The 12,216-nt window shown below is 66.9% G+C and carries 8 protein-coding genes and 2 pseudogenes; 3 read left to right on the top strand and 7 right to left on the bottom strand.

Annotated elements, in window-relative coordinates; all coding sequences use genetic code 11:
- Window positions 1-36: 36 nt before the first annotated feature.
- Window positions 37-276: pseudogene (locus tag ADL03_RS50885) on the top strand (hypothetical protein); the annotation flags it as partial.
- Here the strand turns inward: ADL03_RS50885 and ADL03_RS45850 are convergent.
- From ADL03_RS45850 to ADL03_RS27495, 4 genes are all read right to left on the bottom strand, one after another.
- Window positions 201-632 carry a WD40 repeat domain-containing protein gene (locus tag ADL03_RS45850; protein WP_053736451.1) on the bottom strand — a complete coding sequence of 144 codons (432 nt, stop codon included), beginning with the start codon at window positions 630-632 and terminating at the stop codon, window positions 201-203. The pseudogene ADL03_RS50885 and the gene ADL03_RS45850 overlap by 76 nt on opposite strands.
- A gap of 1,597 nt (window positions 633-2,229) precedes the next feature.
- Window positions 2,230-2,541, bottom strand: coding sequence for a hypothetical protein (locus tag ADL03_RS47480; protein WP_157529354.1), 312 nt, complete (start codon window positions 2,539-2,541; stop codon window positions 2,230-2,232).
- A gap of 925 nt (window positions 2,542-3,466) precedes the next feature.
- Window positions 3,467-3,694 carry a hypothetical protein gene (locus ADL03_RS27500; protein ID WP_157529351.1) on the bottom strand — a complete coding sequence of 76 codons (228 nt, stop codon included), beginning with the start codon at window positions 3,692-3,694 and terminating at the stop codon, window positions 3,467-3,469.
- Window positions 3,695-4,077: 383 nt separating this feature from the next.
- On the bottom strand, window positions 4,078-4,707 hold the full coding sequence (locus tag ADL03_RS27495) for a transposase (RefSeq protein ID WP_157529348.1): 630 nt from the start codon (window positions 4,705-4,707) through the stop codon (window positions 4,078-4,080).
- Window positions 4,708-5,131: 424 nt separating this feature from the next.
- Between ADL03_RS27495 and ADL03_RS27490 the strand changes: the two genes are divergently transcribed.
- Complete coding sequence (locus ADL03_RS27490; RefSeq protein WP_157529343.1) at window positions 5,132-6,280, top strand: DUF6042 family protein; 1,149 nt, start codon at window positions 5,132-5,134, stop codon at window positions 6,278-6,280.
- A gap of 534 nt (window positions 6,281-6,814) precedes the next feature.
- A complete protein-coding gene (locus tag ADL03_RS27485; protein ID WP_053736448.1) occupies window positions 6,815-7,003 on the top strand; it encodes a hypothetical protein in 189 nt (62 codons plus the stop codon).
- A gap of 174 nt (window positions 7,004-7,177) precedes the next feature.
- Here the strand turns inward: ADL03_RS27485 and ADL03_RS27480 are convergent, their stop codons facing one another.
- From ADL03_RS27480 to ADL03_RS27465, 3 genes and pseudogenes are all read right to left on the bottom strand, one after another.
- Window positions 7,178-7,612 (bottom strand): Imm10 family immunity protein, encoded by a 435-nt coding sequence (locus ADL03_RS27480; protein WP_053736461.1) that lies wholly within the window; start codon window positions 7,610-7,612, stop codon window positions 7,178-7,180.
- Between the two features lie 585 nt (window positions 7,613-8,197).
- Window positions 8,198-9,062: pseudogene (locus ADL03_RS45840) on the bottom strand (IS5 family transposase).
- Between the two features lie 231 nt (window positions 9,063-9,293).
- Window positions 9,294-10,754 carry an NF041680 family putative transposase gene (locus ADL03_RS27465; protein WP_231642313.1) on the bottom strand — a complete coding sequence of 487 codons (1,461 nt, stop codon included), beginning with the start codon at window positions 10,752-10,754 and terminating at the stop codon, window positions 9,294-9,296.
- Window positions 10,755-12,216 lie beyond the last annotated feature (1,462 nt).

Genomic DNA, 12,216 nt, shown 5'->3' with positions numbered 1-12,216 from the left:
TCGGGCCATCCACTCCGGCCATGACCTGCGCGCCCGCTGAGGTCGCGAGCAGCACCGCGACAGCGAGGGTCCGCACCGGCCGGTTCTTCACGCGCAGATCTTCCCACGTCCGCCCACCTGTGCACGTCACTCGAAAGGGGATTTCCGCCCCGCCCGACAACCCGACCACTCCACCCGCTGAATCGCCCGCCCAGCCGTCCTCAGCGTTCCACCGGTCCCCGAACCGCCCGCCCCGACCCCGCCTTCAGCCCCACCGGCACGACACTGGCCATCGCGGGCGAGGACAAGATCGTGCGCTTGTGGGCATTTCCGACCCCCGCCACCCCGGTCGAACTGTCCTGCCTGAACGGCCACTCCACGGCTGTCGTGTCCCTCGCGATCTCCTCCGATGGCGCGCCGCCAGACCCGAACCTCACGTTCCACGGCTTGCCGGAATGCGTGATGACGGTGGCGAGCTCGGCGGGGTGTGCGGGGTCGGTGACGTCCCACAACCGGGTGGTGCGGTCCCAGCTGGAGGTGGCGAGCGTTCTCTTCTCCGGGCTGAACGAGACCGTGGTGACCACGTCGGTGTGGCCGGTGATGGTGCCGAGCGGGCGCGAAGCTCGGGGATCGGTGAGATCCCACAGCCGCACTGTGTGGCCTGAGCTGGCGGAGGCGAGCACGGTGCGCTGTCGATAGGGGTGGGCCGGGTGCGCGGCGGAGTGGCCTGTCTCGCCCAAGACGGAGCTACAAGCAGGCCACCCTGCCCCCGCACCCAGGTGTGCCGTGAGATTGGTTTGCGTTCGAGCCCTGCGGGTCTCGGCAGCCCGAGGTGTAACGCAAGCACCGAAGCAGAAGGCAACCACAGTTGTGTAGCACTGCAAACCACAGGAAAGTTCGTCAGAGCTTTGACCTGCCCTATTCCCTACAAGCAGGAACTATTCGAGTTGACAGGAGTCACATGAGTTGACACCCTGATGGACGTCGCTCACTCATGGGTGGGCGAGAGTGGTCGGACCGGCTCTAGAAACCGGCCCGCCACCTTCTAGTTTCACAGATCGCGGATGAACCGCCAAGTTACGTACGCGATCTGGCAAACAACAGCGACGAGCCTGGCGCCGACAACGGTCAGGCCCTCGCCGTTGCCACGCCGCGAACGGCGCTTACCCCCGCCTTCTTTGAGCGGTGACGCATCGAACCTCCGGCCTCTGTGAGCCATAGGCTCTGTCCATGGGGCAGGTCTTCCAACCCCCGGGGAGATGGAAGGACCAGGCAGCAAGGTTGCGGCGCAACCATTCGCCGTGAATTACACCCTTGTGCATAGTCGAACGCAAACGACCCAACGCTCGGACGCGCCTTTGCTCGTCACACCTTCGGGTGGTTGTGGATAATTTTGTTGCGAACACCGGGTGAAACACTTCAGCAGCAACGGGGACTACCCGCCACAACGGGTGTCATTGAGTGCGTACGCAAGCGATAATGAGCATCACTAACGAAATTGGTTCAGCCATTACCGCGAAGTTATCCACAGGCTTCATGGTGATGCAAATCACAAGCTCCGGGTAACCTTTCGATACGTGGTCGCGGGAGCGCCCCAGCAGCTCCGGGTCTAGGCCCACGGCCCCTAGGTTGGGCTGTGGGCCTTAGACAGCCGGAACGGTAGGAACCTGCCGACTAGGACTACTAGGGGCGGAGGCTGAGGTAAGGACGGCGGCAGCCGGAGGGGCGATGTTGAACCGTCGCGGTGACCTAACTCCGGTTAGTGGTCGTGGCGTGTCTCCCCGCCTCCTGGGTAAGCGTCTGCTTTGGTCAACGCGCAGAAGCAGCGCGGGAGTCCAGGTGGGGAGAGCTCCCCACGCCGTGGCGGCCTCCCGCCGTCTCCCCTGATCGCTGAAGGGGAACGTAGGGTTGCCGAAGACGCTGCTTTGGGCCGCCACAGCGACATCGGCACAGCAGTCGAGGCAGGTGCGGCGTCATGCTGGCGCCGGAAGACGCCAACACCAAGTTCGCCTCAGCCACTGAGCGGTTGATCGCCCAGTGCGCTGCGCTGACCGACGAGGACAACCTGCCGCAGCGGTGATGCACGGCGGCGACTTGGCTCGATCTGCGCAGGTCAGGGGTATCCTCCGGATTCTTACTGGATGCTACGTCGACCCTTGTGGGTTGCCGGTGGTTCCGAGAGATCGGCCGCAGCTTCGGCGACGTCAGCGGGGATGCGGGCGCTGCGGCGGCGACGCGGACGGGCTCGGTTCAGCGCAGCAGCGTGGAGTCGAACGTCAGGCCAGGCATGTCCATGCCGGCCTTGCGACGAAACACGTCCTGCGCGGTCGGGCCGCCGAACACCTGGTCGATGACGTCGAGCGCCGGCCGGGAGAGAGCGTCATCGTTGATCTTGAAGCGTACGGGTGCGACCTCCCGGTTGGCCCACCGCTTGGCCGGATCGCCGACCTTGCCGGTGCGGTACTGGCGGCGGGGGTTGGCATCCGGTCGATCAGCCGGTACCTGTGCAGGAGGGGTCGGTGGCCCGCCAGGTGGCGCGCGCGATCCGGAAGACCTCCTCACGCGTCTCGGCGGTCACGAACACCCCCTGCTCGAGGTGGCGTGACGGAAACCGCCAGCGCAGGAACGACCGTCTGCGCCGCGGGCGGTTAAGAAGGTCTAAGCGCGACGGTGCTTTGTGAGCAATGACAGTCGCTCGGGTAGCGCGCGTTCCACTGCGGCGATGGTGTCATCGTCGAGTGGTCGCCTGGCGTGCCAGTGGCTGAGCTGCTGATGCAATCGCAGGTCCTCACCAGCTTCTCGCGGGATTCCCCATCGGAAGGTCCCTGTACGGATCTGCCACGCGCCATCGACCACCACCTCCTCCCCGGTGCGGTCGAGCCCGGAGGGGCTCGGTCCACCGTCACCGGATCCGTCGTGACGGGTGCCGGACAGGTGAGGAGGATCAGTTCGCGCTAGGCCGATCCGATCGAGAAGACTCTAACCGGTAAGCACATCCCCCAGAAAAACCAGCGGTCCCACCGAGAGCCCCGGCTGCGTCCTCCATTACGCCGATTCCAGCCGGATATCGGCAGTTCAGGGCAATTGGGGCCTGATGCCTACGTGGTGTCGGCGACTCTTCGGAGCCGATCATGTCGTGCTGAAATTTGGGCCATTCGAGTGGTACAACGCCGCGTCCCGCAGATCGACACCGGGGTTTCTTCACTCGAATGGCGCAAGAATGTTGTGCCCCGACCGAGGGCCGCCAGGTCGAGGTCACTGCCTTGATGGAAGGCTTGCGGCGGTACGTGCGCGGCGAGGTGCTTGTCTTGGCTCACCGAACGATGCACTTCCCCGCCTGAACGATCGGGGCGTGCCTTAGGTGTGCACTTTTGTCGTGTCGCGCATCCGGTGCGCGCCTGGCGCTGTGCGGATGGTCTCCCATGATCCAATGATCACCGTCGGCACTGTTGACGAGCGGCCGCTGTCGCACCCAAGTAGGTGAACTTCACGCGCGACCTCGATCCCCGCCGTGTCGGCGGCGCGCTGGGCGCTTCTGCTTCTGGGACAGGGGTGTCGGTGGTTCGGTGGGTTGCTCGGCCTGCTCGGCACTCGAGCTCTTCACGTCCATCTTGAAGACCTGACCGAAGAGCGAGACAGAGATGTCTTTGTCCGCGGGCATCTTCCGAAAGATGAGCCACGCGATCACGCACGGCACGGCGAAGATCCCGATCACCGCTAGAGCTGTGATCCGAGGACCAGCCGTCGCCACGAACTCCAGAAAAGTGGGCAGCACGCACGCGCACCTGTCCGGCAACTAGCCCGAAGTCCTAGCCACCTTGCCAGGTGGGTGGATTCTCGTTAGCCCTCAGGGCCTTCACCGGCTTACCGGCTGTGGGGCGAGGAGTACCGCCCCGTAGTGCTCCAACTTCGGGTGGCCCCCGCTGACGTAGAGGCCTTGGTGCACCGCCGTAGTCGATCTCGGGAGTCGCTATGGGCGCTGGGTCTGCTGCGTCCCCTTGGACGACTTACGCTATCCGCTGGCCGCTGGAGTCGCGGTTGATCGGCACTACGTGTCCGAGATGGTAGCAGACCGACTAGGGCGTGTCCTGCGGATCTTCACCGTAGGTGGAGCACGATGCAGGCCAGGATGATCTCGGCGCGGTGGTAGGCGGCTCGTTTCGCGAATCGGGTTGCCAGGCCGCGGAATTGTTTGAGCCGGTTGAAGCAGCGCTCGGCGACGTTGCGCAGCTTGTAGATGTCGGGGTCGAAGGCCGGTGGCCTGCCACCGGCCAAGCCCTTGATCTTGCGGCGGGCGATCTGGTCAACGCGTTCGGAGATGGTGGCTTTGATCCGCCGCTGCCGTAACCCGATGCGGGTGCAGGGGTGAGCGTAAGCCTTGTCCGCGATCACCCGCCCGACCCGTACTCGCTGTCCGTCGACATCGATGTCGCAGATGTCATCGAGCAGTGGCAGCGGTTGCGGATTGCCGCCGGCTGCCCTGGGGTGAGGATCACCGCGAGCGGCAGGCCGGCGGCGTTGACGGCCAGGTGGAGCTTGGTGGTCAGTCCTCAGCGGGAGCGTCCGAGGCATTCGCCGTCGATGGCGAGGTCGTCGATCCAGTCCGCGCAGCCCCTTTTCCGGGCACCGGTGGCGTGTTGGTGGGGCCCGGATGCTCGTGGAGTCGATGCTGACCACGAACGCGATGTGGTCCTCGAGTGCGCCGAGGGAGTCGTCCTTGACGATCACGTGCTCGAGGATCCGGTCTCAGGTGCCGTCCGCGGTCCACTTGCGCAGCCGCTCATGCGCGCTCTTCCACGGCCCGTAGCGTTCGGGCAGGTCACGCCGCGTAACCGGCCATCGGCCTCGCGGCCGGTCACTCGGCCACCGCGGTGCTGGTGATCGAGTTGGTCGGTGCTGGCCGAGCCGAGTCCAGATGTCTAGGCAAACCCGCGCGTCTGGGCGACTCGCGGGAGACGCGAACGTGATGCTGGTTTGGGGTGGCGCTAGCATGTCCGGCGGCAGAGGTACCTGCCTGTTCCCCGAGCTCTGTGCGGCCCACGCGGCCAGGGCGTTGACGGCCAAGAGTCTCTGACTTGTACCAGCGCGGCAGCACACCGGTGCCGTTGACGAACTCCTCCCCGCGGAGGCGTGGGATCCGCCGGAGGTTGTCGTGCGCCATGACCGTGCTCGCCAGCGGAAGATCCGGGTGCTCGCCGAGCGCACCGGGCTGCCGTTCGGTAAAGCCGCCCGGCTTCACGATGCCGGCGGGGTGAGTTGCACGCGGGCCGACTGGACGGCCTCGGGGTGGCACCGGCTCCTGCCACCCATCGCGTTCTCGCTGGAGATGCTGATCGCCACCGCGACCCAGGACGACGCAGACGGCGACCTGGACGACCTGATCGCCGCACATTCCGTGCTCGCCGAGCAGCTGCCCGATCGCGGCGCCACGCCACTGCGCTGGCACGAGGCGGGAAAGGAAAGCGTCGACCTGGAGCGCCGACGCGAGCAGGCCCGCGAAACCCTGAGTCACGCGCTCGCCGGCCGCGGTCTTCCAGTGCCCACCACACTGCGGGAACTAGCGGACCTGTTGGCCCAGTTGGGGGTCTATCACCACACCCGTGGCACCGATGGCCGCCACCGGTGGCGTGCGCTGCAGTTGCCCGTGGTGGACCTGCTGGACCTGCCCGCCGAGTGGCTCTGCGCCGAGAACGACGCCCGGTGGCTGATGGTGACCTCCATGCCTGCGGCGCGTCTGCACAGGGCGCTGGTGCACAGCGAGCGGGTGCCGACGATCCCCACTTCCATCGACCGGCTGGCCTCCGACGTCGACGCGACCGCGGCCGAGGTCCGGCTTGGTTTGGAGGGCCTGCTGTACCAGGGTGTGCTCTCCATCGAGCGGCGCGGCGCCGCACTCGACTCGCGGCAGGTGCGGGAGGTGCCGGGCCATGCGCGCATCGACCTGCGGATGGACTGGGAGCGAATCCCGGCACCGGACATCAGCACCGACATCGAACAGGAGATGACGTGCTGGAACGGCAGCCCCTGGTCGGTGTATCGGGCCGTGGCCGCGGATAGGCGCATCGCGAAAGACACGCTCGAGGTGCTGTCGTTCGTGCCGTTCGTGAAGAGCACTCCGGATGGCCGGATGTCGGAGACGTGCCTCGCAGAGTTCGCGGCTTCCAGCGGCGGCCCCATGTCGGATGTCGTCGAGTCCCTGTTCGCGCTGGAAGCCAGGGGGTTCATCCGGTGGAACAACAAGAAGCAGCGTGTCGAGGGCTACTACCTGCCGACGACAGCGGGCGAACCCGACGCGCTATGACGACGCCGCCAGCCCATCCACAGTGGGAGTCACGGGACGTCACCGTTCAGGAGGACGGTGACGTCTCGGACTACCTGCGGCAACGGTGCCCGAGGGGCCAGATAGGACAGTGACGCCTCCCCTCAACGCGCAGCACGTGATGCCCGCGGTCCGGGGATTTCGCTGCCAAGTCAGCGATCCAGGCGCCGTCCGCGGACCAACCCGCTGATGGCCGCCGGTGGGGTGGTCACCGGGTCCACTCCGACGGGCGACCGGTACGAGTCCATTCGGACGGGCGTGCGGGCCGGGGCGTGCGAGTGCGAGTGCGAGTGATCATGTCTGCCTTCTCGAGACGTTGTTGCTGTTCATCACCCGTGCGGAGCTGCGACGCTGCGTGAGCAGCCGCTCACAGTGGAAGGCTCCGCCGGAGTTGGGGGGTGTCAGCGTGCGCCGGCTTGACCCACGCTCGTGGGCTCTATGGTCTCTGCCGGGCGGGCTGCTGGCTTACCTGCTGGTCGTGCAGGCGGCGACGGCAGCCGTCGTGGTCGCGACCATGTGGCTGACCCCGATCACGTCGTCGGCCTGGTCGTGGTCCGGTGTGTGCTGCTGGCCGGGTCGGTGATCCACGCCGAGGCCGCCCAGAGCATCGAGCGGTACCGCGAGCGAGCCGCCGAAGGCGCGCCCTACACCCACCTGCAGTCGGTCTGGTACTTCGCGCGGTGCTGGTCCTGCCGGTGCCGTTGATCGCCCTGCTCGTCGCGGTCAGCTTCGTCTACACCTGCTGGCGGGTGCACAAGGGCAAGGTCCGCGTGTACCGGCGGGTGTTCTCCGCGTGCACCGTGGTGCTCGGCGCTGCGGCCGCCGTGCTGCCCGTCGCTGGGCGTCCTACATCCCGTCCGCCTTCGACGACCGGGAACCTCACTCCGGGAGGGGCGGGCCAGCAGCGCTCAGCCCGATCAACTCCGGTCGCTTCTCAGGAGCACCCCAGTCAAGGATCTCGCGGAGCCGTCCGGTCAGGTCCACGCCATCAACCCCTGAGCCGCTCAGGTCTACTTCCACAGGAGTCGCGACGTCCAGGACCTCCGCGTCCTCGACCGTGAACTGCAGGGTGAGCAGTGCGCCGGTCAATCGCACACTGCGCAGACAGCCGTACACCGTGAAGCCTCGTTCGGTCGAGACGCAGTAGGAGTCCATCCCTGACCGGACTTCCTGGTCATCGGGCTCATAAGTCGACCGCTGGATCGAGAACGACCTCCGAACACCGGCACCGTCGACCCCGGCGATCCCCACCTCCAAGGCCTCATCGTCCTCGTAGTCCTCGAAGAACCCGACCTCCGCAGCGGTCAGCCTCATGATCGGCAGCCTCTCCCCGCGACCCAAGGTCGCGCTCTAGCCTCGACTTGTAGCCCACCAGCTTGCCTGTCGTGGTCGTCCACCAGCGCCCATCGTAGGGGCGTTGCCCCGCGAACGAGGGACACCCGCGCACCGGCGCACGCTTCGAACGGCACTGACCAGCCCTCGGTTAACGCGATGCGCTTGCTCCCGCGCCCATCGGCGTACGCGAACTCAACCTGCTCAGCTGGCTTCCCTGCTGTTCGATCGCCGTGGCGCGCTCGGTCTCGCTCTGCTGCGCGGCCATCATCTCGTCCAGGCGCTTGGTCTTGCCGCGGTTCTCCCCGCGCGGTGGTCTTGGCCTTGGGCAGCTTGGTCTGCGTCTGCTCGTAGAGCGCCTTGTAGTCCGGCGCCGCGCCGGCGGCTAAATCGGTGCCGTACGGGGCGGGTGGCGGTTCTGGTGGGGTTCCGCCGTACAGGACGCCATCCCGGTTACCCGACCCTGGTCCGCCGACACGCATCGCGATCAACCACCGCCCCTGCCGGCCGCCACACCTCAGCAGCTATGCGTCGACCAGCACAAAAAGGCCCCAGGTCGTGATGCCCCTAGTGCCTGTCCTCAAAGCCAGAGGTGAGGGTGGCCAGGTCGATCATGGCTTGGTAGGACAGGGCGGTCTTGTCGTAGCGGGTGGCGATCGCACGGAATTGCTTGAGCCGGTTGAAGCAGCGTTCGACGACGTTGCGGCGCTTGTAGATCATCGAATCGAAAGCCGGTGGCCGGCCGCCCGCCCGGCCGCGGCGGGCCCGGTTGGCGCGTTGGTCGCGGCGTTCGGGGATGGTGGCCCGGATGCCGCGGCGGCGCAGGTGAGCGCGGATGGACTTGCTGGAGTAGCGCTTGTCCGCGATCACCCGCGCCGGCCGCGTCACGCCCGCCAGCACCGTCTCGAACATGGTGCAGTCGTTGATGTTGCCGCCGGTCAGCACCGTCGTCAGCGGGCGGCCGTGCCCGTCGCAGGCCAGATAGATCTTGGTGGACGGGCCGCCTCGGGACCGGCCGATAGCATGATCATCTGGTTCGGTCTGCCCGCCACACGACCCGCTCGCCCCCTGTGTGCGCAGACGTGCGGCCGCGGCGGGCGCCCGCCGCGTGCTGATGAGCGCGCACAATGCTGGAATCGACCGAGACCTCACGGTCCAGCTCGTCGATCGCCTCCGCGATCACCCGCACCTTCGACACCAGCATGGTCAGAGTGCCGTTGCGTGACCAGCGCCAGAACCGGTTGTAGACCGTCTTCCACGGCCCGTACCGCTCCGGCAGATCACGCCACGACACCCCGGTCCTCGCTTTGAACAACATCCCGTTGATCACCCGCCGGTCATCCACCCGAGGCCGGCCCTGCGCCCCCGAGACCGGCAACAACGGCTGCAACGCCTGCCACTGCTCATCAGTCAGCTCATGCCTGCGCACCACGACACAAGATCAAGTCACGTGAGAACAACCAGCTTTGAGGACAGGCCCTAGCTGCCTTACTTGGACCGTTCGACCTACGGCCCGACCGCACCATCCGTCTAGCGACGCCATCGTTCATCGCACGGATGATCGCGGCTCGCTCCGAAGGCTTCGTGCCACGCAAGGCAATCAAGAAGACAAGGACGAGGGTGACCGCGACACCAAGCAAAGGCGTTGCTGCTAGCTTGAGTTTTAACCAGTTCGGCGTGGTCGTGGGTTGCTGGGTTCGGTCTTCTTGCCGTGCTTGGGTTTCTGTTTGTTTGTTCTGGTGACGGTGTGGACGTCGTGGCGTGCTGCTGGGTGGTGGTTGGGTAGTCCCGCAGGGCGTCCTGGGTCGGGTCGTGAGGGTTTCGGGACACGGGCTGGACATGCCAGTTGTGGGCGCAGGTTCCGAAACCCGCGCCGGACCCTGGCCGGGGTGAGCCGCTGGGCCGGGCGGGGCTTTTCCCAGGGACGGCGCAGATCGATGGTGAGTTCGCGGGCGAGGCGGAGCTGGGTGTAGGCGGTGATCAACAGCCAGGTCCAGCGGTCGGCGGCCTCGGGTGAGCGGAGTTTCGGGGCGGTCCAGCCGAGGGTCTGTTTGAGCATGCGGAAGGTGTGCTCGATGTCGAAGCGGCGCAGGAACGCCTGCCAGGCCAGATCGACCTCGAGCTGGTCCAGGCCGATGCGGGAATGCCAGAGCCACACGGGTTTCGGGATTGCGCCGGAGGGCAGACGGTCGACGTGCAGCCGGATCACGGTGCCTTCCAGGATCGGCAAGTCCCCGTTGTGGGTGGCCCAGGCGATGCGGTGGGTCAGCCGTGGATGCAGCCGGTCCCAGGCCCGGACCGGCACCGGGCCGTAGAGCCGGGTCGTGGTCTGGACGGTGATGCCCGGCTCGCCCCAGGTCCCGGGATCACCGAAGACGAACTCGTCACCGTGGCGGCGGGGCCGGCCTTGTGTGATGCCGGAGATGTAGGCGGGTGCGGGGCGGCGCAGGACTCGATCCGACCGCATCCGCACCAGCACGGCGATCGGCAGGTCGGCCAGCACGTGCGCCAGCCGCGGTCCGTCGTAGCCGGCATCGGCGACGATCACGATGTCCGGATCCCCCGGTGACCAGTGTCCGGCGGCGATCAGCCGGGTCACGACGTCACGGATCTGCCGGGCGGTCACGCTGGCGGCGTCGTCGCCGGGTGCGAGCCGGACCGCGTCCAGCGGCGCGGTCCAGGAGTGACGCCCGGTCTCCAGGGCGACGACGATCGAGTAGGGCCAGCCCGGCACCATCATGTGCTGGTCCTTGCCTCGGCCGTAGGTGTGACACAGGATTCGCTGCGAACACGTGTGTGCTTCCGGGCGCAGCCAGCACGTCACATCCACCGCCAGCACCAGTCGCCCGTCCGCGGCACGAGGCAGGGACACCGCCGTCAGCGCGATCCGTAATCGATCGACGTCGAGGTGTCCGCGTGCCAGCGCGGCATAGCCGCTGCCATGGCCACGGCGATGTTCACCGGTCAGGGACAACTCCGCGATCGAACGCACTGGACCGTCCGCGCACAACACAGCATCGGTCAGCTCGAACAACGCGTCCGCCCGTCGCGTCAGGCACCGGTGGAACTCCTGACGCAACGCCGACAACTCCCCGGACGCCGCAGCATCCCGGGCATGGTGCACACTGATCAACTGAAGCCCTTGGTCTCGATCTTCGTCTGTCGCAAGAAGAAGAATCGACCAAGGGCTTCACTCGTGATCAACCGGGGTCTCGCCCAGCCACTCTGAGGTTAAAACTCAAGCTAGAGCAACCTCGATCGGTACGGGCATGGCGGCATCCTTGTCTGGTGTGGAGTAGCGGTTGGTGCCGGATCCTCCTCCGATGGCGCGCCAGAACACACTGCACCTAACCGACCGGTCCGTTCCCTTCCAGGTGCTGAGGCTGCGCGAGTGGATCCAGAGAATCCAGGCGTTCCGTCCCGCGATCCCGAAACGTGACGCTGTCCGGTCACCCAGACAGCGGCTGGCCGCGCCACAGGAGCGCAACATTCGCCGATATGAATCGAGCCTGAGCCCCGGCCTTGGTGCCGCGATTCACCGGCCGACCGAGCATCCGTAGGGGGAGGCATAGTCCGAGTGACGGGCTTAGCCGTCGCTGCAACACCTCAACGGAGCCCGGTCGTACCGACCGGGGTGACGTAGGATGCTCGCGGGCCTGTTGCATGCCTTGTTGGCCTCAACGGAGCCCGACCGGGGCAACCGGTGCCGCTGGCTCACTGGGCGGCGGACTCCCGTGGCGCGCCTCAACGGAGCCCGGCCGCTCGGACCGGGGCGACCGCGGTCGTCGGTGAGGATGACCGTGCCGGTGTCGCCTCGACGGAGCCCGGCCCTTCCGACCGGGGCGACGCTCTACGCGATCAAGCGAATCCTACGCGGCATAGGCACGCCTCAATGGAGCCTGGTCGTTCTGACCGGGGCGACGCGTCGAACACGGAACCGAGGTTGGGGTCGATCTGGGAGCCTCAACGGAGCCCGGCCGTTCCGACCGAGCAGTGTGCTCGCTGAGCTCGATGGCCGAGCGGTTGCGTTGCCTCAGTGGAGCCCGGTCGTTGCAACTGGGGCGACAACGAGCTGCAGGTGGTGCTCGCCGCGACGTCGGAGGGGCCTCAACGGAGCCCGGTCATTCCGGACCGGGGCGCTGACATCCTGTCCGCGCCAGGACCGGTGGTGGCCACCTCGCCTCAACGGAGCCCGGCCGTTCTGACCGGGGCGACCCATGCACGCGCTGGGCTACACCAGCCAGGAGCTCTACCTGCCTCAACGGAGCCTGGCCGTTCCGACCGGGGCGACTTGGCCGCGACTCCCGCGCTCGGGTTCCTGGTGATCGTGCCTCAACGGAGCCTGGCCGTTTCCGACCGGGGCGACAGGTCGCGCGCCGACTACCAGAAACCTGGTAGCTCATAAGGCCTCAACGGAGTCCGGCCGTTCCGACCGGGGGACGACGACGTCCTGGCGCTGCGCCCACCACCGCTGCCGCCGGCCTCAACGGAGCCCAGTCGTTCCGACCGGGGCGACCGTACGCCAACCCGGTGCTGGTGGCGCAGGAAGTCCTGCCTCAACGGAGCTTGGCCGTTCCAACAGGGAC

This window comes from Nocardia sp. NRRL S-836 (genome assembly GCF_001279525.1).
In the GTDB taxonomy this organism is placed as follows: Bacteria; Actinomycetota; Actinomycetes; order Mycobacteriales; family Pseudonocardiaceae; genus Lentzea.
This window is presented reverse-complemented; position numbering and strand designations above follow the sequence as displayed.